General features: G+C 67.4%; 19 protein-coding genes. 6 read left to right on the top strand and 13 right to left on the bottom strand.

Annotated features, from left to right (window positions below; all coding sequences use genetic code 11):
• Positions 1–55: 55 nt before the first annotated feature.
• Complete coding sequence (locus tag M2650_RS00350; protein ID WP_249469769.1) at positions 56–466, bottom strand: hypothetical protein; 411 nt, start codon at positions 464–466, stop codon at positions 56–58.
• A 47-nt stretch (positions 467–513) separates the two neighbouring features.
• On the opposite strand from M2650_RS00350, the gene M2650_RS00355 reads away from it, so the two are divergent.
• Positions 514–852: an MGMT family protein gene (locus M2650_RS00355; RefSeq protein ID WP_249469772.1), complete on the top strand. Its 339-nt coding sequence runs from the start codon at positions 514–516 to the stop codon at positions 850–852.
• Between the two features lie 157 nt (positions 853–1009).
• Here M2650_RS00355 and M2650_RS00360 read toward each other — a convergent pair whose 3' ends face one another.
• Positions 1010–1621: a 2OG-Fe(II) oxygenase gene (locus M2650_RS00360; protein ID WP_249469775.1), complete on the bottom strand. Its 612-nt coding sequence runs from the start codon at positions 1619–1621 to the stop codon at positions 1010–1012.
• Positions 1622–1657: 36 nt separating this feature from the next.
• Here M2650_RS00360 and M2650_RS00365 point away from each other — a divergent pair, with 36 nt between their 5' ends.
• Positions 1658–2320 (top strand): rhomboid family intramembrane serine protease, encoded by a 663-nt coding sequence (locus M2650_RS00365; protein ID WP_249469778.1) that lies wholly within the window; start codon positions 1658–1660, stop codon positions 2318–2320.
• A gap of 140 nt (positions 2321–2460) precedes the next feature.
• On the opposite strand, the gene M2650_RS00370 is transcribed toward M2650_RS00365, so the two are convergent.
• From M2650_RS00370 to M2650_RS00395, 6 genes are all read right to left on the bottom strand, one after another.
• Positions 2461–4479 carry a M13 family metallopeptidase gene (locus tag M2650_RS00370; RefSeq protein ID WP_249469781.1) on the bottom strand — a complete coding sequence of 673 codons (2019 nt, stop codon included), beginning with the start codon at positions 4477–4479 and terminating at the stop codon, positions 2461–2463.
• A 155-nt stretch (positions 4480–4634) separates the two neighbouring features.
• A complete protein-coding gene (locus M2650_RS00375; protein WP_249474096.1) occupies positions 4635–6731 on the bottom strand; it encodes a M13 family metallopeptidase in 2097 nt (698 codons plus the stop codon).
• 366 nt (positions 6732–7097) lie between these two features.
• Positions 7098–8285, bottom strand: a complete 1188-nt coding sequence (locus M2650_RS00380) for a low temperature requirement protein A (RefSeq protein WP_249469784.1) — start codon at positions 8283–8285, stop codon at positions 7098–7100.
• 10 nt (positions 8286–8295) lie between these two features.
• Entirely contained in the window at positions 8296–8655 is a 360-nt protein-coding gene (locus M2650_RS00385) for a DoxX family protein (RefSeq protein WP_249469787.1), read from the bottom strand.
• Between the two features lie 78 nt (positions 8656–8733).
• Positions 8734–10392 carry a CHASE2 domain-containing protein gene (locus tag M2650_RS00390; RefSeq protein WP_249469790.1) on the bottom strand — a complete coding sequence of 553 codons (1659 nt, stop codon included), beginning with the start codon at positions 10390–10392 and terminating at the stop codon, positions 8734–8736.
• A gap of 2 nt (positions 10393–10394) precedes the next feature.
• Positions 10395–11990 carry a FecR family protein gene (locus tag M2650_RS00395; protein WP_249469794.1) on the bottom strand — a complete coding sequence of 532 codons (1596 nt, stop codon included), beginning with the start codon at positions 11988–11990 and terminating at the stop codon, positions 10395–10397.
• Positions 11991–12479: 489 nt separating this feature from the next.
• On the opposite strand from M2650_RS00395, the gene M2650_RS00400 reads away from it, so the two are divergent.
• Entirely contained in the window at positions 12480–13823 is a 1344-nt protein-coding gene (locus tag M2650_RS00400) for a DEAD/DEAH box helicase (protein ID WP_249469798.1), read from the top strand.
• Positions 13824–13956: 133 nt separating this feature from the next.
• Here the strand turns inward: M2650_RS00400 and M2650_RS00405 are convergent, their stop codons facing one another.
• Positions 13957–14865, bottom strand: a complete 909-nt coding sequence (locus M2650_RS00405; protein WP_249469801.1) for a TolB family protein — start codon at positions 14863–14865, stop codon at positions 13957–13959.
• A gap of 144 nt (positions 14866–15009) precedes the next feature.
• Here M2650_RS00405 and M2650_RS00410 point away from each other — a divergent pair, with 144 nt between their 5' ends.
• Both M2650_RS00410 and M2650_RS00415 read left to right on the top strand, forming a co-directional pair.
• Positions 15010–16077, top strand: coding sequence for a sensor histidine kinase (locus M2650_RS00410; RefSeq protein WP_249469804.1), 1068 nt, complete (start codon positions 15010–15012; stop codon positions 16075–16077).
• Entirely contained in the window at positions 16074–16847 is a 774-nt protein-coding gene (locus M2650_RS00415) for a LytR/AlgR family response regulator transcription factor (protein WP_249469807.1), read from the top strand. The genes M2650_RS00410 and M2650_RS00415 overlap by 4 nt, the downstream gene beginning before the upstream one ends.
• Here the strand turns inward: M2650_RS00415 and M2650_RS00420 are convergent.
• The gene (locus M2650_RS00420) at positions 16837–17289 is read right to left on the bottom strand and encodes a hypothetical protein (protein ID WP_249469810.1); all 453 of its coding nucleotides are present in this window, start codon (positions 17287–17289) and stop codon (positions 16837–16839) included. The two genes, M2650_RS00415 and M2650_RS00420, sit on opposite strands and share 11 nt — an antisense overlap.
• Positions 17290–17480: 191 nt before the next feature.
• Here M2650_RS00420 and M2650_RS00425 point away from each other — a divergent pair, with 191 nt between their 5' ends.
• Positions 17481–18125: a response regulator gene (locus M2650_RS00425; protein ID WP_249469813.1), complete on the top strand. Its 645-nt coding sequence runs from the start codon at positions 17481–17483 to the stop codon at positions 18123–18125.
• Between the two features lie 341 nt (positions 18126–18466).
• On the opposite strand, the gene M2650_RS00430 is transcribed toward M2650_RS00425, so the two are convergent.
• The 3 genes from M2650_RS00430 to M2650_RS00440 are packed head-to-tail and all read right to left on the bottom strand — an operon-like array spanning position 18467 to position 21993.
• Positions 18467–19240 carry a queuosine precursor transporter gene (locus M2650_RS00430; protein ID WP_249469820.1) on the bottom strand — a complete coding sequence of 258 codons (774 nt, stop codon included), beginning with the start codon at positions 19238–19240 and terminating at the stop codon, positions 18467–18469.
• Complete coding sequence (locus M2650_RS00435) at positions 19237–19908, bottom strand: DUF502 domain-containing protein (RefSeq protein WP_249469823.1); 672 nt, start codon at positions 19906–19908, stop codon at positions 19237–19239. Before M2650_RS00435 ends, M2650_RS00430 begins: the two co-directional genes overlap by 4 nt.
• Positions 19909–19950: 42 nt before the next feature.
• Positions 19951–21993 (bottom strand): bifunctional serine/threonine-protein kinase/formylglycine-generating enzyme family protein, encoded by a 2043-nt coding sequence (locus tag M2650_RS00440; protein ID WP_249469826.1) that lies wholly within the window; start codon positions 21991–21993, stop codon positions 19951–19953.
• Between the last annotated feature and the right edge of the window lie 34 nt (positions 21994–22027).

Consider the following 22027-nt stretch of genomic DNA (forward strand, 5'->3'; position numbering starts at 1 on the left):
TGAAGCCGCTCTTACGAAGAGCAGCGGCGCAAGCTCCGCTCTATAGAACGAAGGCTTAGAGCAAATCGCCGCCGGCGGAGAGCGCGTGCTCGATGCGGTCGCCCATGCCGCCGATTTCCAGGACCAGGCGATCCACTTCGGCCGGCGTCAGCGCGTCGTAGGGGCGGTTCTCGCACAACTGGAGGTAAGGCACGCCGTCCAGGTCGCCGATCGCCAGGTAGCCCACGCGGCTTTCCCAGTTGAACGCGAGCGCGCGGCGCGCGTCCACGCCGGTGATCGGGGCGATGGTCGTGGCCACGCGCAGGTAGGTGCGTTCGTCGTCGTCGTGGATTTCGGACAGGAAGATCGACTGATGGCGGCGGCCGCCGTCCAGCGACAACTCCACGCAGACCACATACGGTTCCTGCATGGTCAGCTTGAAACCGGAAGCGGACAGGTGGCTGCGGATCTGTTCGAAATTCTGCATCGGCGGGCGGATGTCGCGGGAGAAAGATGCCGCTATGCTAATCCGCAATGGCCGAACTGTCTGCCGCCGACCGCATTTTTGCCGCGATCCGCGCGATTCCGCGGGGCCAGGTGGCCGGCTACGGCGAAATCGCCCGCCGCGCGGGCCTGCCCGGCCGCGCGCGCCTGGTGGCGCGCCTGCTGAGCGAGAACAGCGATCCGCGGCTGCCCTGGCACCGCGTACTGCGCTCGGACGGACGTATCGCCATGCCCGACGGATCCAAGGGCCATGCCGAGCAGACGCGCCGGTTGCGCGCGGAAGGCGTATGGGTGGAGAACGGTCGCGTGCGCGGATTGAAAGCCGCAGCGACCATCGACGAGCAAATCTGGGGAATGCCGCCGGAGTGAGCCTTGGATTTTCCCTCTCCCGCGTGCGGGAGAGGGACGGGCCGAAGGCCAGGGAGAGGGTCCGGCTTTTCGCGCCATGCATAGGAAGCTCTCGCGAGGAAGCAAAAGCTCGCGGCTGAAGCCGCTCCCACAAGAGCCGTTCCCACAAAGAATGTGGTCAGCGACGGAACCACGCGGCAATACTCAACCGCTCGCGGGCCGCAGGCAGCACTTCATGCTCGAGTTCGCTGAGAAAACAAACGCTGGTGCCGCCGAGCGGCGTCACATCGACTTGGCCGTCGTCCGTTAGCACGCGCAAGGCGCCGCCATCGGATTCGTTCCATCCTTCGTTCAGATAGCTGACCCACGAAAGCACGCGCGCATCGTCGTCGCGGAAACGGTCGCGATGGCGGGCGTAACCGCTGCCCGGCGGATAGGCGGCGTAGTGCGCTTCGACTTCGTGCAGGCCCAGGTACAACCGCTGGTTCAACTCGCCCCGCAAAGCGTCGAGTTCGGCCAGGAAATCGCGTGCGGCGTCGCCGCAGCGCGGATCGTGCAGCCACAGCGTGGAATCGCCGCGTACGTCCGGGCGCAGTGCGCGCGTCCGGTCGCGACCGACGGAGGCCGCCTGCAGCGCGCCTTCGTCGCGCAGGCGAAGAAGGTCCGAACGCAACGCCGGCCATCGCGCCGGCATGCCGACGATCCTGCAGGCGCCGCGATCGGCCAAGGCTTCGGCCATGGCGGCCGGAGCCTGCCTCTGGGCAGCGTCGACCTCGGGCAGGGCGGTCATGCGGCTATGATATCCGGGCCCCCGATTGGAGTTCCTATGTTCTCCCGACTCCCGCCGATCACCAAGGCGCTGTTGATCGCCAACGCGCTCATGTTCGCGTTGCAGTACCTGCTGACGAACGAGACGTTTGCGGCGTTCATGCTGTGGCCGATCGGCGACACCGGCTTCGATGCGTACGCGCCCGAGCAGAGCTTCCTGCCGTGGCAGCTGCTGACGTACGGCTTCCTGCACGGCAGCTTCGCGCATCTGGCTTTCAACATGCTGGCGCTGCTGATGTTCGGTGCGCCGCTCGAGTACACGTGGGGCAATCGCCGTTTCCTGACGTACTACCTGGTGTGCGTCGCCGGTGCCGGCATTTGCCAGTTGCTGGTGGCGTCGTGGACCGTGGCGCAGGGCGGCGGCGCGTATCCGACCGTGGGTGCATCGGGTGGCGTGTTCGGGCTGTTGCTGGCATACGGCATGCTGTTCCCGAATCAGCGCGTGATGCTGCTGATACCGCCGATCCCGATGAAGGCGCGCACGCTGGTGATCGTCTACGGCGTGATCGAGCTGATGCTGGGCTTCACCGGCCTGCAGCCGGGCGTGGCGCATTTCGCGCATCTGGGCGGCATGCTGTTCGGTTGGCTGCTGATCCGCTATTGGCGCGGGCAGCCGCCGTTCGGCAAGGGCGGGCCGCGGAGGCCGCGGATCGTGCGTTGACGACGGCGGATCTTGTAGGAGCGGCTTCAGCCGCGAGCTTTTGCTCCACGTTTGCGCGAGCATGATGAAAAGAGTTCGCGGCTGAAGCCGCTCCTACAAAAGCAAAAAAGCAGCGGGGCAAGCCCGCTCTACAAAGCCGATCAGCGCCAGAGGGCGAGCTGTTCCGCCGGCGCCTTCTGCATATTGGTCGTCGCCTTGCACTTGTAAGCCTCGCCGAACGCGGGCTGATTCACCAGCGGACCGTTGGCGCGCCATTTGCCCGGCGCGTGCACGTCGGTGGCCGACAGCAGCTTGGCGGCTTCGAGGCTGTTCTGCTGCGCCCACAGACCGGCCCAGGCTTTGTAGAAAGCCTGCTTGCCGGTCTCGGTGGTCGCCGCAGGATCGGTGGAGAAGGCGGCATAAGCCAGTTCGACGCCGGCCAGATCGGCCATGTTCTCTTCCGCCGTCTGGCGGCCGTTGACCTTGACGCCGCCCAGGTCCGGATACGCATAGTTGTCGTATTGCGCGGCCAGCTTGTTGGACCTGTCCTGCCAGGCGGCGTCGTCGGCCGGCGTCCACCAGCTCTTCAGCGTGCCGCTGGCGTCGACCAGGCGTCCCTTGATGTCGACCGCATGGCTGAGTTCGTGCCCGACCAGGGCGCCGAAAGTGCCGTACTGCGTGGCCGCATCTTTGCTCATGTCCAGCACCGGCGCCTGCAGCATCGCCGCGGTGACGATCAGGCGGTTCTGCGCGATGTCGTAAGCCAGCGCCGGCTGTTGCGGCAGCACGTCCCAGCGCCGGTCGGCGTTCGTCTGGCCGATGCGCTTCATCTCTTCGCGGTGGCGCCAGGTGGAAGCGATCAGCATGTTGCCGCCGAAGCTGCCGCGGCCCATCGGCTGGACGGTGTAGTCGAGGTCGCGGTTGGGCGTGCCGACTTCGATTTTCAGCTGGTCGAGTTTCTTCTTGGCTTCGGCCTTCGCCTCGGCGCTCATCCAAGTGCCGCGTTCGACGTCGGCTGCCAGCGCTTCGCGCACCTGCTTGGCGATGGCTTCAGCGCGCGAGTCGGTCGCGCTGGGCAGGTAGCGGCCGGCGTATTCGCGGCCGAGCATCGGGCCGGCGGCGGTGTTGATCGCGTCGAGCACGTCTTTCCAGCGCGGCTCGGGCGCGGCTTCGCCGCGCAGCAGGCGGCCGCGGAAATCGAATTCGGCGTCGCGGAACGGCTTGGACAGGTAGGGCGCCATCGCATTGCCCACCTGGAAGCGCAGGTAGGCCTTCCACTGCGCCGGCGGCAAGGTCGCCACCAGGTTGTCCAACTGCGCGAACAGTTGCGGATTGGCCATCGACACGGTGTCGTTGGCCACGCCTTGCACTTTCAGGAAATCGCCCATCTGCAGGCGCTTGTACTGCTTGGCCAGCGCCGATGCGGGCGTCGGCGCGTAGTTGGCGCGCGGGTCGCGGAAAGAAGTCAGCGGCTTGGAGGCTTGGGCGATGCGCGTCTCCAGGTCGATCACCGATTTCGCATCGGCTTCCAGTTGCGCCGGCTGCGTGCCGGTGAGGGTGAGGATGCGCTTGACGTAATCGGCGTAGCGCGCCATCAGCGCTTTGGTGTCGGCGTCGCCGCGGGTATAGAACTGCGGATCGGGCAGGCCCAGGCCGCCCTGGCTGAAATAGCCGATGTGGCGGTCGAACTTGGCCAGGTCGATGTCGGGGCCGAAGTTGAACGCGACCGGGATGCCGACCTGATGCAGCGCGGCGATCGACGGCGGGATGTCCTTGGCCTTCTTGATGGCGTCGATGCGGCCCAGCAGCGGCGCGATCGACTTGCTGCCGTCGGCTTCCACGGTCGCCTCGTCCAGGCCGCTGGCCCAGAAATCGCCGAGCAGCTTCTGCACGTTGCCTTGCGGCGCGCTCATCGCGCTGTCGAGCAGATCGCGCTGCTGCTGCAGCGCGCGATCCCGCATCTGCCCGAGCGCGCTGACCGAACCGTTGGCCGACACCACGGTATTGGCCTTGAGCCAGTCCGCGTTGGCGAAACTGTAGAAGTCGCTGCAGGCCGTGGCCGCGGGCGCCGCTTTCTTGGGGGCGGCCTTCTTTTTCTTGGCGGCGTCGGCGTCGTGGGCGGACAGCGTGGCGGCGAGGGCGACGATCAGGGCCAGGGCGAGCGGGCGGACTTGGGGCATTGCGGATTCCATCGCTTGGGATCGCGCCAGTCTAGCAAGCCGGCCGGGCGGCGATTCTGAACCTGTCGGGCGGGTTGCGGCATGCTGCACGGCGTCACAAAAAACGAAGGCCCGGGCGAGCCGGGCCTTCGCGTTTCACGCCGTTCGGGCGCTCGTCACCAGATCACGACCTGCTTGTCGCCGTCGCGCACCATCGGCTGGCCGGGCTTGCACGAGAACGCCGCGGCGAAGGTCGGCATGTTGGACGGCGCGCCGATCGCGCGGAACTGCGCCAACGCGTGCTCGTCGGTGGCCAGGCGGTTCTTCATGTCGTCCTCGGTGTGCGAACGGCGCCACACGGTGGCCCAGCCGTAGAAGAAGCGCTGATCGCGGGTCATGCCGTCGATCATCGGGTCGGGCGTGCCGGCGGTGGCCTTCTTCATCGCGTCGTAGGCCGTGGCCAGGCCGCCCAGGTCGGCGATGTTCTCGCCCAGGGTATGGGTGCCATCCACATTCTTCATGCCCGCGCCGGGCGAGTACTGGTTGAACTGGTTCACCAGCTTGCCGGTCAGGCCGCCGAACGCGTCGAAGTCGGCTTGGGTCCACCAGCCCGGGTTTTCCAGGAACTTGCCGGTCGAATCGAAGCGGCTGCCCTGGTCGTCGTAGCCGTGGGTCATTTCGTGGCCGATCACCGCGCCGATGCCGCCGTAGTTGATCGGATCGTCGGCCTTGGCGTCGAAGAACGGCGGCTGCAGGATCGCGGCCGGGAAAGTCAGCTGGTTCTGCTGCGGGTTGTAAGAGGCGTTGACCGTCTGCGGCTTCATGCCCCACTCGGTGCGGTCGACCGGCTTGCCGATCTTGCCCAGCCGCCACTTGTAGTTGAATTCGTTCGCGGCCAGCACGTTGCCCAGATAGCTGTCGCGGTTCGTCGACAGGCCGTTCCAGTCGCGCCACTTGTCGGGATAGCCGATGCGCGGGTCGAAGGTCTTCCACTTCTCCAGCGCCTTGGCCTTGGTTTCGGGGCTCATCCAGGCCAGGTTTTCGATGCGCACTTTCAACGCATCGCTCATGTTCTTGACCAGCGCTTCCATGCGCTGCTTGGATTCGGCCGGAAACGCGACCTTCACGTACATCTGGCCCAGCGTTTCGCCGACCTGGCCATTGATGGCGGCCAGCACGCGCTTCCAGCGCGGCTTCATTTCCTTCTGGCCGCGCAACGCCTTGCTGTAGAAGTTGAAGTTTTCCTGCACGAAGGCGTCGCTCAGGTAAGGCGAAGCGCCGTCGACGGTATGGAAGCGCAGGTAGCTCTTCCACTGGTCCGCCGGCACGTCGACCAGCATCTTGCTGACTTCCTGGTGGAATTCCGGCATCGCGAACGAGAACATCTTCGGCACCGCGACGCCCTGCGATTCGATGAACTTGGTCCACGGGAAGTTGGGGGACAGCTTGTCCGCTTCGGCCGGCGAGATCGGGTTGTAGAACAGCTTGGCGTCGCGCGACAGTTCCTTGTTGGACTTGGAGACCTTGGCCAGGCGGGTTTCGAACGCCATCACGTCCTGCGCTTGCTTGGCGGCATCGGCGGCGGGAACGCCGGACAATTCGAGCACCTTGGCGATGTGCGCGACGTAGGCATCGCGCTTGTCTTTCTTGTCGGCGTCGGTGTAATACGTGGTTTCCGGCAAGCCGAGACCGGACTGCGAGGCGTACGCGATGTTCATGCCCGGCACGTCGAAATCGGCGCCGGAATCGAAATCGAACAGGAAGCCTTCGCCGGTGGCGGCGGTCTTGCGCAGGTATTCGGCGATGCCGGCGGTGTCGGTGAGCGCGTCGATCTCGGCCAGATCGGCCTTCAGCGGCTCGATGCCCTGCGCGTTGATCTTGGCTTCGTCCATGCCGGTGGCGTAGAAGTCGCCGACGATCTTCTCGACGCCGGTGGCGCCGGTGTCGGCCGCGGCCTGTTCGGCCAGTTGGTGCTGCACGCCGTTGGAGCGCTCGTCGAGCATTTCGAACGCGCCCCAACTGGAGCGGTCGCCCGGGATCGGGTTGGCCGCCAGCCACTTGCCGTTGACGTAACCGTTGAAGTCGGTGCAGGCGTTCTTGCTGGCGTCGAGGTTGCCCGGCTCGAAACGGTTGACCGGCGGCAATTTGCTCTCGTCGATGGCCAGGGTCTTGGCTTCGGCGGGTTTGGCATCGGCGCCGGCGGCGGCCTGTTCGGCGGCCGGCTCGCGCTTGCATGCGGCCAGCGCCATGGCGACGGAAAGGGACAGCAGCAGAATCTGGGGTTTGTTGACGGTCACGTAAGGCTCTCCGGCCCCGATGGGCGCGTGTGATTTCGGGAGTACGGCCGAGAGGCCGGACCAGGGCTTGCAGCCCCGCCAGGCGGGGCATCGGGCGACTCTACGCCGGACGGCAGGGGCGAGCGGGTGTCGAAGGTCATGGCGGAAAACCGGCCCGGGAGGGTAACCGTTTCCATGCGGTCCGCGGGCTCCGCTCTTGTAAGAGCGGCTTTTGTAAGAGCGGCTTTTGTAGGAGCGGCTTTTGTAGGAGCGGCTTTAGCTGCGGGCGTTTGGAAATGATGCAGGGCCGGAAAAGCTCGCGGCTAAAGCCGCTCCTACAAGAGCGGCGAAGCAAGCCCCGCTCTACGAAGCACGGGCGGGACGATGCAGGGCGACGGTTTCCCAGGCGGCCACCAGCATCAGGATCGCGGTCGTCGTCGCGCCCAGGGCCAGCGCCGAAAACAGGTGCGCGAACGCGAACGGCGCGAGCGCGAACAGCAGCAGCAGGCCGATCAGGTGCGACAGCGGCGGCCCGCGGCGATCGTTGGTGACCCATTTGAATAGCGCGTTGCCCAGCAGATAGAGCGCGGGCCCGGCCAGGATCGTTGCGATGCCCGCATCCTCGGCGTGGCCGGGATGCACCAGCACGATTTCGTCGGCGACCGCGCAGACGACGATGCCGGCGACGATCGGCAGATGCAGGTAGGTATACGCGGAGCGAGCCACGCGCCCGGGGTCGGCGCTGTTTGCGATGCGTCGATGGCCGCGCTCGGCGCCGGTGTCGAAATAGATCCACCACATCGCCACGCTGCCGAGGAAGGCGACCGCGAAGGCGGCGACCGTATCCGCGTTCCATGCCAGATCGGCGAAGGTCGCGCCGGTGATCAGCAGCGATTCGCCCAGCGCGATGATGATGAACAAGGCGCAGCGCTCGGCCATGTGGTGGCCATCCACGTTCCAGTCCGCAGTGGTGGAGCGTCCGAGGCCGGGCACCCAGAAAAGCACGAGCGGCGAGACGAATTCGATGGCCAGCGCCAGCAGCCATAGGCCGAAGCGCGTTTCGCCCTGGCCGAAGCCGCCGGCGATCCACAGCGCGCCCGACGCCAGCAGCCACACGAGCACGCGCTGGAAATTGCGGCGCAGCGCCGCCGGTCCGTTGCGCGTGGCCCACAGCATGAACAACGTCCGTCCGACGTGCATGAAGGCGTAAGCGCCGGCGAAGGCTAGGCCGTGGGCGCCGAAAGCCTTCGGGATCGACGACGACATCAGCAGCCCCGCCAGCATCAGCGCGAACAGCATCAGCCGCACCGGCACGCGTTCGGGGTCCAGCCAGTTGGTGATCCACGAGGTGTAGATCCACACCCACCACATCGCCACGAACAGCAGCGCGGTCTGCAATGCGCCGGCCGGCGTCGGCTGCGCCAGCAGCGTATGCGACAGCTGGGTCACCGCGAAGACGAACACCAGATCGAAAAACAGCTCGACCATGCCGACGCGGCCGCTTTCATGGCCGCCGCGCGTGCGCAGCAGCGGTTTGGGCGATGCGTTCATAGCGCGGTGCCTACAGCCGGCGCTGCTTGTTGCCGGATACCAGCGCCAGCAGCAGGAAACCGCCGACGATGTTGACGTTCTTCATGAAATGCAGCAGTTGCGCGCCGCGTTCGGGTCCGTGCAGCGCCCAGAACTTGTGCGAGAGCAAGGCGTCGGCCAGCATGAGCAAGGCGGCCAGGATCGCGGTCCAGCGCACCCGCCAGCCGATCGCGATCAGCAGCCCCAGCACCAGCTCCACCGCGCTGAAGACCAGCGTGCTGTTGGGGATCGCCGCGCCTTGGGCGGCGGCCATCAGCCGATAAGCGCCCATCACCACGAAAACGCTGGCCAGCAGCCATCTGGCGAACAGGATGCCGGGATCGCGTCTCATACCGTTCCCTCCACGTTTCGGAAATCCAAGATTCGCACAAAACATGGCGCGAGGCATCGCCGCAGGCGCAGGCGCCGGTCAGGACGGAACCGTGGTTTCCGCGCAGTAACTGCGATCGCGGCCTTTTTCCTTGGCCTGGTACAGGGCGGCGTCGGCGCGTTCCAGCAGGTCGCTGTCGTGGCCTTCCAGGATCGGGAAATACGCGGCGACGCCGATGCTCACGGTCATCACCGGCGCCACTTCCGATTCGTTGCGCGCGATCGCCAGGCCGCGCACGTCCCGTACGATGTGGTCGGCGATGGCCTGCGCCGCATGGGCGGTGGTCTCGGGCAGGATGACGGCGAGTTCGTCGCCGCCGTAACGCGCCGGCACGTCGCGCGGGCGCCGCGCGCGTCCGGAGATGGCCTGGGCGATGCGGCGCAACGCGTCGTCGCCGGCCTGATGGCCATAGGTGTCGTTGTAATGCTTGAAGTGGTCGACATCGATCAACAGCAGCGATAGCGGGCGGTTGCCGCGCCGCGCCGCGCCCAGTTCGCGCGCCAGCATCACGTCGAACATGCGCCGGTTGGACAGCCGCGTCAGCGCATCCGAATGCGCCAGGCGCTGCGAATGCTGCAGCCGGTTCACGGCCCACAGCGCCAGGCAGAGCAGCAGCGTGGCCAGCGTCGCCATCGGCGGGAACCAGTGGCGCCCGTAGTAAAGCAGCACCGCGCTCAGGACGAGGATCGTGCCGCCCGCGCCGAGCGCCAGCAGCCAGGTGCGACGCGCTTCGATGCGCGCATGCAGCAGCAGCGGCAATAGCACCAATGCGATCGCGATCGGCAGCTGCCAGGCCAGCGGCAACGGCGCGATGGCATTGCCGCGCACCAGCATATTGAGCAGATTGGCCTGGTATTCCACGCCCGAGATGCGCGTATCGGTGGAAGCGACCGGCGTGAGCAGGGTGTCGCCGATGCCCGGCGCCGTTACTCCGATCAACAGCCAGCGGTCGCGCAACAGCGATGCCGGCGCCGTGCCGCGCAGCACGTCGAGATACGACACGCGCTGGAAGCCGTCGTCGTCGGCCACATACGGGATCATGACGTGGTGGTCGCGCACCCACAGGTAAGGCGACGCCGGCGTCTTGTCCGGATTGCGCAGGCCGGGCAAAGCGCCCCTGCCGCCGGCGCCCGGCGCCTGATCGAACAGCGCCAGCGCCAGCACGGGCCATTGCGCGTTGCCCAGCCCCGCATGCAGATAGGCCTGGCGTGCGACGCCATCCGGATCGACGTCGACTTCCACATGGCCGAGGCCCGCGGCGGCCTGCGCCAGCTCGGTCAGCGGCAGCACTTCGATCAAAACGCCGTCCGGTTGCGAAGGTTCCACCATCACCGGCAGCACGACCTTGCCGTTGCGTCGTATCGCCTTGGCCAGCGACGCGTCGCCGACGGGATCGGCGATGTCGCGCTCCGAGAACGAAACATCCATGGCGACGCCGCGCGCGCCGGACTCGCGCAGGCGCTCGAGCAGGTCGGCATGAATGCCGCGCGGCCACGGCCAGCGCCCGAGTGCGGACAGGCTTTCGTCGTCGATCACCACCATCACGATGCTGTCGTCGGCGACTTGTCCGGAATGGGCCAGCAACAGGTCGTAGAACCACATGTCGAAGCGCCAGGTCAATGCCGACGCGGTCAGCGCCACGACGCAGACGATGGCGGACAACCCGGCCAACGATCGCAGACGCAGATCGGCGAGCACGGCTACAGAGCCAGCAGCAGTAGCGCCGCGCCGCCGCCTATAGCGGCGATCCGGCAAGGCAGGCAGCCCAGTTTGATGCTTTGCGCCGGGCCGAACGGGCCGGCATAGCCGTCGCTGTCGATGGCCTGGGTACGCGCATACCAAGTGCCCGAGCGCAGCCCGGGCACGGTGACGTAAGGCGTGTCGATTTCGCGGTCCACTTCCAGCTTCGAGAAATCCGGCTTGCGCGACAGCTGGAAGCGATAGCGCTGCCCGGCTTCGCCGGCCGGCCAGCGCACGTGCAGGGCTTTCTTGTCGGCTTCGTCGACGCCGCTCTCCACTGCGGGTCCGTTGCCAGGCTGCACTCGGAAACGCACGCCGTCGCTGAAGGGCGATGCCTGGCCGTCGCCGTCGACGACTGCGACGCGCCAGCGGTATTCGCCCGGCGGCAACGCCTGCGCGATACGCAGTTCGGTCTTTTGCAGTGCCGGCTCGTCGACCAGTGGGGATTCGAAACCGCCGTCGCCGGCGGCGAGCTGGAAGCGATAGCGCGCGCCATCGCCCATCGACGCCCAGCGGAAGCGCGGACGTTCGGCGCCGGTGGCGCTGCCGTCGACCGGGGCGATGGCGAACGGCGGCTGCAGCGAGACGCTGGCCTGACCGATGGCGTCGTAGCCTTCGATGCCGTTCGCGTCGATCCCGCGCACCCGCAAATGGTAGCGGCCGTTGCCGAGCGCGGGCAGCGGGATGGCCGGCCGCTCGCTCACTTCATCGACGATCAAGGTGACGAAGTCCGGCGTGGCGCTGATCTGGCCGCGGTACCGGTGCGCGCCGGACACCGGCGCCCAGCTCAGCTGGCCTGCGCGCAGCGCGATCGAGCGCGGCTCGGGCGCCGGCAACAGGCGCGATGCCGCAGCGATGCCGCCGCCGCGATCGCTGGCGGTGCCTTGCCCCGGCTTCAGCAGTACTTGGCGTTTGCCTCCCCGCACCGCGACGCTGCCTTCCAGCACTTCGGCCTGGGTACGGCTGCCGTCGCTGCCGACGCGAAACTGGGTACCGCGGACGCTGGACATGGCGCTGGGCGTTTCGATGATGAATCGCGATGCCGGCCCGCGCATGCGCTTGATCGAATGGGTGGTGCGCCCACGCGGCAGGCGCACGCGCGTGTCGACCATGCCGGTGGCGCCATAGGCGCTGAGCTTGTCGAGGATGAGTTCGCTGTCGCTCTGCAGGAGCAGGCGCGATCCGTCGACGAATTGCAGCGTGAGGCTGGCGCCCTTGGACGTGCGCAAGCGCGTGCCTATGCCGAGCAGCATGCCTTCGGCGACCGCGAAAGCCTTTGCGGCGCTTCCCATCTGCGCGAAGGCCGCGCCTTGCACGCCGAGCACGCGCGCCTTCGCCGGTTGCAGCTTCAGCCAGGCCACGGGAATGCGCAACAGCGATCCGGGTGGCAGCCGGTAAGGGTCGGCGATGGCGTTGTGCGCCTGCAGCCTCTGCCAGGCCACGTCCTTGCGCACGTATTTCGCGCAAAGGTCCCACACCGTGTCGCCAGGACGCACGCGGTAGCGCCATTCCTGCGCCGATGCGCTCCCGGCCGCCAACAGAGCCAAGAAGGACAAGACTACGGCCGATAGGAATTTGCGGCCCGCCCGCCCGGGGCGCATGGCTTTTACGGCATTTCCCGCCGTGGTCTCGATCCGGTTCAATCCCTGCTTCCGTTCCCCCCAACGGCGCATATTGTCGGCGAAAACGTGCGCCGGTTCACACTGTTAAACCGTTTACAAAGGCCGTTACAGGTCCGCCAGGACCGCCGTTTGAGCGGAATAAGGCAGTTGCGCCGCAAAAGTGGCCTATTCAGCTCGATTCGCGTAGTATTCGCCCGTTTGCAACGCGGCTGCCTGTTCCTGGTACGCCTGTCGCCGGGTCGAAAAGGGTGTCAATCCCCGACCACTGCGGCCACTTATCCCGCACGTCTTTCGTCGCGCAGACACGGTCCGGAATGTCCGGTGCCGTCAAATCAGTTACTCGCAGCGCGGTTCCTAGGAAGCTTCGAGTAAACGGCCCGCCGCCTTGCAGGCGCGCGGTGCTATCCCGGAGCTGCACCTATCATGACGTTCGAAACCCTCGGGCTGTCGCCCGCGCTGCTGCGCGCGCTCGCCGAAAACAACTACACCACGCCGACGCCGATCCAGGCCGAAGCGATTCCGCTCGCGCTGGCCGGCCACGACCTGCTCGGCGGCGCCCAGACCGGCACCGGCAAGACGGCCGCGTTCTCGCTGCCGTTGCTGCAACGCCTGTCCAAGCTCACGCCGCCCAACGGCCCGCGCAAGCCGCGCGCGCTGGTGCTCACGCCGACCCGCGAACTCGCGGTGCAGGTCGCCGATAGCCTCAAGACCTACGGCCGCCACCTGCGCCTCAACGTGACCACCATTTACGGCGGCGCCGGCATGGGTCCGCAGATGGACAACCTGCGTCGCGGCGTCGACATCCTGGTCGCCACGCCGGGCCGCCTGATCGACCACCTCGAGCGCGGCACCGCCAAGCTCGACGAGATCGAAGTGCTGGTGCTGGACGAAGCCGACCGCATGCTCGACATGGGCTTCCTGCCCGCGATCAAGCGCATCCTCAACCGCGTGCCCAAGGAGCGGCAGACGCTGCTGTTCTCGGCCACGTTCGAGGACCAGATCAAGGCGCTGGCGCTGGAGTTCATGCGCAATCCGCAGCAGGTCCAGGTGACGGCGAAGAACACCATCGCCGAAACCATCGTGCACCGCGCGCACCCGGTCGACGGTTCGCGCAAGCGCGATCTGCTGATCGACATCCTCAGCAAGCGCCATACCGACCAGGTGCTGGTGTTCGGCAAGACCAAGCACGGCTGCAACCGCCTGGCCGAACAGCTGGAAACCGCTGGCCTGAAGGCCGTCGCGATCCACGGCAACAAGAGCCAGGCGCAGCGTCAGAAGGCGTTGAACCTGTTCAAGGCCGGCAAGGCGCGCGTGCTGGTGGCGACCGATGTCGCCGCGCGCGGCCTGGATATTCCCAATCTGCCGCTGGTGATCAACCACGATCTGCCGATGGTGGCCGAAGACTACATCCACCGCATCGGCCGCACCGGCCGCGCCGGCGCGCAGGGCGAAGCCTTGTCGCTGGTGTCGCCGGAAGAAGGCGGCCTGCTGCGCCAGATCCAGCGGATGCTGAAGGTCGATCTGGTGATGGACACGATCGAAGGCTTCGCGCCGAGCAAGCCGATCCGCCTGGACACGCCGATCCCCAAGAACGGCGGCCAGCAGCGTCAGGGCGGCCAGCGTCCGCCGAGCCGCGCGCCGAGCAAGCCGGCGCATCGCGCGCACGGCAAGCCGGGCGACCGCGGCGCGCATGCGCATGCCGGACCCAAGCAGCACCGCAGCGGGCAGGGCGCTTATGCCGGATCGCGCCGCGGTTCGCGCGCCTGATCCGTTCTTTGCGGTGAACTAGAGTAAGGGCCGGCAATGCCGGCCCTTTTCTTTTGGCGGACCGGAGAGAGAAAAAAACCCTCCCGCATCGGGGAGGGGAAAGGTCCGCAACGCTAGGGTGGAAACGCTGCGATCAGTCGAGCTTGAATCGGGTGATGAAGAAATCGGGGTACCAATCCGGGTCTTCGATGAAGTTGCGTATCCAGATCAGCCGGTTCTCTTCCCACAGCATCGTCGGGTGGTAGTCGTCGGCGTTCGAATTGATGCATGGGCCGAGGTTCTGCGCCGGCCGGAAAGCGCCGTGGCGCAGATCGCTGCGGTAGATATCCCCCCAGCCGTAACCGCCCGGGCGGCTGAGCGATGCGAACAGCAGCGTTTTGCCGTCGGGCGAGATTTCAGGGTTGTATTCCCAGTAGTCGGCCGTGTTGACGCCGCTGCCGAGCTTGACGGCGGCTCCGAAGCGTCCGTTGGGCAATCTTGGGCTGCGCCACACGTCCCATTGCTCGTTGTCGCGGTTGCTGCCGTAGTAGAGATTGCCGTGGCGGTCGATGCTGGGATACAGCTCATCGGCGGCGCTGTTCGGACCGTGGCCGAGATGCTCCGGCGTGCCGAAGCCGCGCGCATCGCTGTAGCGCACCTTCCACAGGTCGAAGGTGGGCAGCGGCTCGCCGCCGGACTGCAGCGGGCGCTTGGACGAGAAGTAGATCGTCTTGCCGTCGGGCGAGAAGACCGTATCAACATCGTCGTACACGCCGGAGAAAGGCGCGACGACCGGCTCGCTCCAGCCGCCGCGGCGGTATTCGGACATCAGCACGACCAACGGTTCGCCGCCGAACACGTTGCCGACGGTCCAGAGCGCGAGATTGCGGTCCGGAGACAGCGTCAATCGCGATTCCCAGTTGTTTCCAGGACGCGAAATGACGCCCTCGCCGAAGATCTTCAACGGCGCGCAGCGCTCCGCGTCGTTGCCGGCAAAGGCGGCGGGAGCGATGGCGCACAGGCATAGCGCCAGTGCGGCGGGCAATACGGCGGAACGTTTCATGGCATTCACCGTGGTGGGGACGTCGCAGCCACTTTCGCCGCCGCGCGCCGCCCGGCAAGCGCGATGTGACGAAGGCATCGCGCACGGGGACCAACGCGCGCCGATCCGGTTGCAACGGCAGACGGGCGCGGCTAGCGTGGCGGCATGTCGCGACATGCTTGGTTGGTGGTGCTGGCGGTAATCGTCTGGTGGACGCTGGAAGGCCTGGTCACGACCGGCCAATTGCTGACGATGCAGTTCGGCGACGACGAAGTGCTCACCCTTGTGCAGGCAGTCCGCAGGGGCATGGCGTCGGCCTGGCTGTGGATCCCGTTCTCGCTGGGGTTGTTCTGGCTGGTGGAACGCTACCCGATCGAGCGCGGCGGCCTGGTGCGCTCGCTCTGCGCGCTGACGGCGGCTGTGCTGGCGATCGTGCTGCTGCGTGCGGTATGCGTGTACTACCTCAATCCGTGGCTGGGCTGGTATCGCACGCTGCCGCCGTTCCGCGACGTGCTGGTCACCAGCGTGTTCAATAATTTCCTGCTGGCCTGGCTCAACATCGGCGTGGCGCACGCCTGGCTGTTCGGCCGGCGCGCGCTGCAAAGGCAGCGGCAGGCCGAGCAGCTGCAGGCGCGGCTGACCGAAACGCGACTGGAGGCGTTGAGCGCGCAGCTCAATCCGCACTTCCTGTTCAACGCCCTGAATTCGATCGCCGAGATGGTGCATCGCGACGCCGCCGCGGCCGACCGCATGCTGGTGGGCCTGGGCGAGCTCTTGCGCAGCAGCCTGGACCATCGGCAGCGGGCGCTGGTGCCGTTGCGCGAGGAGCTGCGCCTGTTGCGGCATTACATCGACATCGAGAAGGTCAGGCTCGGCGAGCGCTTGCAACTGCAATGGGATATCGACCAGCGCCTGGCCGACGCGCTCGTGCCGCCGCTGCTGCTGCAGCCGCTGGCGGAGAACGCGATCCGCCATGCCATCGCCGAGAAGATCGCGCCCGGGCTGCTGCGCATCGGCGTCGGCGGCGACGGCCCGTGGCTGCTGCTGGAAGTGGGCGACGACGGCGACGGCCGTTCCAGCGCGCCGCGCCACGGCACCGGCCTGGCCAATATCCGTTCGCGCCTGGAGTGCCTGTTCGGCACCGGTTATTCGCTTGAGCTGGAAGCGCCGCCGGAGGGCGGCACGCGCGCGCGGTTGCGCATACCTCTGCAACGCGCACGGATGGCCGCATGACGCGGGCATTGCGCGCGGTGATCGTCGACGACGAACCGCTGGCGCGGGCGCGGCTCAGCCGCCTGCTGGGGCGCGAGCATTCGGTGGAGGTGCTGGCCGAATTCGGCGACGGCGAATCGGCCGCGCAGGGACTGCGCGCGCTCGCGCCGGACGTGGTGTTCGTCGACGTGCGCATGCCGCAGCTGGACGGCTTCGCCATGCTGGAACGGCTGGCGCCGTCGCAGCGGCCGCTGGTGGTGTTCGTCACCGCGTATTCCGAACACGCAGTGCAGGCTTTCGATGCGCGCGCGGTGGATTACCTGGTCAAGCCGGTGGCGCCGGACCGCCTGCACGATTCCGTGCAACGCGTGCGCCATCGGCTGGCGGCGCGCGAGGGCGCCGATCGCGCGTCGTCCGACGCCGCCGCGCCCTATCCGGAGCGCCTGGCGGTGCCCGACGGCTTGCGGGTCCGCATCGTCGCGGTGCGCGATATCGAATACCTGCTGGCGCAGGGAAACTACGTCGAATTGCGGGTCGACGGCCGCAGCCTGCTGCTGCGCGAGACCATGGCCGGCATCCAGTCGCGGCTGGATCCGCGCTTGTTCGTGCGGATCCATCGTTCGCGCATCGTCAGGATCGATCTGATCGAACAGATCGAAGCGCACGGCGCCGGCCAATACCTGGTGCGGATGCGCAGCGGAGCGCGCATGACCTCGGGGCGCAGCTATCGCGCCGAATTGCGCAAGGCCCTGGGCTTGACCGCGGCGGACGAAACGCCGGCTATGCCGTGACCTGGCCGTGCGGCGCGGCCACGGTTTTCTCCAACCGCGTCGCCAGCGCCATTACGCGATCGCGGTAAAGCCACAGCCGCGGCAGCGTCGAGGGGCTTCGCTCGGTGCGCAGTTCGGCCAGCAATTCGCGGCCTTCGTCGGCGAGCGCCGAAGGGCCGAGCAGATGGTAGCTGCCGACGATGCGGTGCAACTGCTGGGTGGCCTGGTCGTAATCGTAGGCGCGGATGGCGCGGTCGAGCGCGGCGATGTCCGCGCGCGTGACTTCGACCAGCAGCGCAACCACCTTGTGGACTTCCGCCGGACCCAGCATATCGACCAGCGCCGCCAGCTCGGGGCAGTCGTCGAATGCGGTTTCGGTGCGGATTTCGTCGGCGTCCGCGTCTTCGGGCGACCGGCTCGCCGGCCCGGCGAGCAGCAACTGATGGGTCCAGCCGTTGACCATGATTCCCCCTTTGCGGAAATGTGCCGGCACGCGCGGGGAGGGTCTGTGATTTGCGTCACGTAAGGCGAACGCGGCCTTGCGGCGGGCCCCGCCCGCGGCCGCGCCGTCGTGACGGCACGCACATGCGCGGCGCGAAGCGAACGTTGTAGTCTGCATTGCGGCCGTCCGAGTCGGGCGGCGAATGGGGGCGCATGGAAGCCTTGCGGATTTACGTGGCCGACGACCACTCCGTCGTCGTCGCCGGAGTGCGCGCGATCCTGCAGCGCGCGCATCCGCCGATGAAGGTGGTGGCCACGGCCGACAGCGGCGAAGCATTGCTGGGCTTGCTCGAGGGCGGGCGCTGCGACGTGCTCGTGACGGACTTCGCCATGCCGCAGCGACAGGGACGCGGCCAGGACGGCTTGCGCATGCTGCAATCGCTGCGCCGCGACTACCCGCAGTTGCGCATCGTGGTGCTGACGGTGATCGACAACCCGTCGATCCTGCGCGCCATGCTGGAACTGGGCGTACACGGGCTGGTCGGCAAGATTTCGGCCATGGAGGACTTGGCGCATGCGATCGCCGCGGTGAACGCGGGCCGCGGCTATGTCAGCGCCGACCTCCAGGCCAAGCTCGATACGGATGCGGATATGCCGACCCTGGCGGGCTTGTCCGCGCGCGAGGCCGAAGTGGTCCGGTTGTTCGCCGATGGCATGTCGGTGAGCGAAATCGCGCAGCGGCTGCACCGCAGCGTCAAGACCATCAGCCACCAGAAGACCGATGCGATGCGCAAGCTCGGCATCGAGAACCACAGCCAGCTCTACGCCTACGCCCGCGACCACGGCCTGAAACCGTGACGCAGCGCATGTTTCGCGCGGCGTCCCGGGCAATATGAGAATCGTCTGATTCCCTGCGCGGCCGCGCCGCGCGAGCCTGTCGCCAGCATGTTGATGTTCGCCGCCGAAGGAGTGCGGTCGGCGACACCGGTTGAGACGTGCCGTAGGCGCCGGTCGGTCATGGTCGGCGCAAAGAACAACATGGCGGCCGCGGTAACGGGCCGGCGTATTCCCCACGCCGCTCCCGTGCCATGCAAAGCGGCCGGCCATGTCGCCCTGCCGTGAGGCAGCGCCTTCGAAAGGGAGCCGCAAGGCTCCCTTTTTTATTGCGGCGCCTTGTCGCAGTGCGCCCGTTTCGTTTGTCAGCTTGCGGCGGCTTGTTCGCGCAGTTCCGCCGCGCGGGCGTGGCCCAGATAGCGGTGGATCATGGCTCGCGCCAGGTAAAGCAACGGGATCAGCGCCACCGCAGCGGCCATCTTGTAGGCGTAATTCAAAGTGCCGACCGCCAGGAACAGCGAGGTCGGCCAATGCTGCGGCCCGATCACGAAGGCGATGTACAGCACCACGAAACTGTCGATCAGCTGCGACACGGCGGTGGAGCCTGTGGCGCGCAGCCAGGCGTAACGCTCGCCCGTGGCGCGACGGATGCGGTGGAATACCGACACGTCGATCAACTGGCCGATGATGAAGGCGATCAGCGAACCCCAGATCGTCCACAGCCCCTGCCCGAACACGGCGGCGAACGCGGCCTGGTAGTCCGGCACGCCCTGTTCCTTGGCCACGCCCACCCACCATGCGGCGGGCGCCAGGTGGATGGCGATGAAGGCGAACGCGAAACCGTAAACGATCAGCCCCGCCGCCAGCCAGCTGATGAAACGCACGCCGCGGCGGCCGTAATACTCGTTCACCGTGTCGGTCATGATGAACACGATCGGCCACAACAGGGTGCCGGCGGTGAAGTTCAACGAACCGGTCTGGCCGAACAGGTTCCATTCCAGCGGCTTCAGGCCCAGCGTGTCTTCCAGCGCGAAGATCTTGACGCCGATGAACTCGGCCAGCACCGCGTTGACGCAGAAAAAAGCCGCCAGCAGCAGGAACAGCCGCATGGCGCGGTCTTCGAGCGGACGCAGGCTCATGCTTGCGCGGATGGAGGCGAGAACGGAATCGTATCCGGCGAGACCGCGCCGCCGGAAATGATGAAACTCATCGCCTGGTCCACCGTCCAATCGGTCGGCGTCATTTTCTCCACGGGCACGATCTCCAGGTAACCCGACGTCGGGTTCGGCGTGGTCGGCACGTATACGGCGGCGAGCTCGCGGCCGGTGCCCTGTTCGCGGATCACGCGGGTGACGAAGCCGATCGACTTCATCTCGGTGTGCGGGAAATCGATCAGCACCACGCGCTGAGTGCCGTCGGGCTGGGTCTGCAGGATATCGAGCAGCTTGCGCGCGCTGCCGTAGATCGTGCTGGCCAGCGGCACGCGCGCGATCACCGATTCGAGCCAGCGCAGCAGGCGCTGGCCGACCACGCGACGCGCCAGCCAGCCCACCGCCAGGATCACCAGCAGCGTGGCGAGCAGGGCGATCGCGGTCTGCACCCAGGGATCGTCGAACCAGCCGAACACGGCGGGGTTGGACAGCGCTACCTGCCGCGACAGCGGTTGCACCCAGGGCTTGCTCAGGTCGCTGAGCAGGACGAACACGAATTTCACCACCACCCAGGTCAGCCAGATCGGCAACAGGGTCAGCAGTCCGGTCAGGAACAATCGTTGCAGGCGTTTGCCCGGCTTGGCGTTAGGCGACATGCGGCGATTGTAGGCGAGGGTCGAATGTCGTGTACCCAAGGCTCAGGGATCGCGAACGACGCGGAAACCGACATCGTCGTAGCCGCGACCAGGATCCAGCGGCCGCGCGCCTGCGCCGCCGCGCCACGAAGACCCCTGCGCGATCCGCTTGCGGCAGCCCTGGCTGCAATCGGACAGCCATTCCGACACGGCTTTGCCGCTGCCGGCGGCGAATTGCGCCGCCTCGGCGGCGCTGGGCAGCCGATAGCGGCGGCCGTTGCGTTCGCTCAGCCAGCGCAGGTAGGCCTGCGCGTCGTTCCAGGACACGCAGACGACGGCTTGTCCGTCGTCCTGTGCGAAGCCGGGAGTTTTCCAGTCGCGCGGCGCCAGCACGCGCAGCAGCGAAGCGCGTTCGCGGCACAGCGCCGGCGGGCGGCCGGTGGCGGCCGCGAAGCGCGCGTAGTCGCCCCGCGAAACTTCGTTGCGGGCCACGGCGACGATGTGCCCGCCGCTGTGCATGAAGATCAGGCCGGCGACGTCGTCCGGCGCGCGGTCGCCGGTCTGCCCGACGTCGCGCGCGCGCTTCATCAGCGCGGCTGCGGCGGTCTTGTCGTCCATCAGCTCCGCGGCCACGGTCGCGGTCCGGATGGCGCCGTTGCGATCCAGCCGTTTGGCGGCGGCATCGACGCCCGCGCCCAGCGCCTTGGCCACGGCGGCTTGCATGCGTTTCAGCGCCGGCGAGTCGGCCCTGCGCGTTTCGCGGGCGATCCGCTCTGCGCGCGAGACGTATTCGCGCACGCGCTCGTAGCCTCCGTCCTTCAGCCGCTGCTCGACTTGCACGGTCATCGCATCGATCAAGCCGTCGACCGTGCCCGGCAGCCGCGCGTGCGCGGGATCGGCGCGCCATGCCGCGAGCACGCTGTCGTAGGCGTTGCCGCCCTTGGGTGCGATCAGGTTGCGCGCGCGGGTCTGTTGTTCGGCGGCGATCATCCAAGGCTCCGCCGGCGACTCCGGCGGCGGCCGCAGCATGGCGCTGGTCAGGTCGGCCTGGGGCGCGGGAGCGGCCGGCGTCGGCGCTTGCGCCGCCGGCGGCGCGACTGCGGCGGTGGCCTCGGCCGGCGCCGGACTGCGGTTGTAGTGGCGCAACCCGACACCGAGCAGCAGCGCCGCCGCCAGTCCGGCCGCGATCCACACGCCGAGCGGCGCATGCCGCATCCGCGACACGCCGTCGCCGATGCGCTGGGCGAAGGCGAAGCCGGCGGACTGGCGTTTGCGGTCTATGCGTTGCAGCGCGTCCAGCATCTGCTGCGCGCTGCGGTAGCGCGCGCCGGGCGATTTGGCCATGGCCTTGTCGATCAGGCGCTGCCAGTGGCGCTTTTCGCGGGGCAGGCGCGGGATCGGATCCTGCACATGCTGCATCGCCATCGCCAAAGCGTCGCCGGCGACGTAAGGCAGCCGGCCGGCCAGCATTTCGAAGGCCAGCACGCCGAGGCTGTACAGGTCGGCGCGATGGTCCACGTTTTCGCCGCGCGCCTGTTCGGGCGCCATGTAGGCGGTGCTGCCCACCGCCAGCCCCGCCATGGTCACGCGCGGACTGTAGCCGTGGCGCAGGGCGATGCCGAAATCGGCCAACAGCGGCCGGTCGGCTTCGTCGAACAGCACGTTTTCGGCTTTCACGTCGCGATGGATCACGCCGCGCGCATGCGCGTAGTCGAGTGCGGACAGCAGCGCGCGCAGGATCGCGATCACGCGCGGCTCGTTCTGGGTGAGGTTCAGCTGCCCCAGATGGCCGCGCGACAAATGCGGCATGGCGTAGTAGGGCAGGCCGTCGCGCGTGCGGCCGACTTCGAAGATGCCGACGATGTGGGGATGCTCAAGCCGGGCGATCGTACGCACTTCGTTCTCGAAGCGGCGGCGGCTGACCTCGTCGGCCAGCGCCTCGGGCAGCATCACCTTGACCGCCACCTCGCGGCCGAGCGAGGCCTGCACGGCCAGGTACACGGTGGACATGCCGCCGTGGCCGATCGCTTGCAATACCGTGTAACCGGCGATGTCCGGCAACGGCTCGGCGCTTTCCTGCGCCTGTTCAGGCTGTTCGCTGGACATGGTTCCCCCCGGATCCGACGCCAGCATAGCGCCC

Source organism: Luteimonas galliterrae (assembly GCF_023374055.1).
Lineage (GTDB): Bacteria > Pseudomonadota > Gammaproteobacteria > Xanthomonadales > Xanthomonadaceae > Luteimonas_C > Luteimonas_C galliterrae.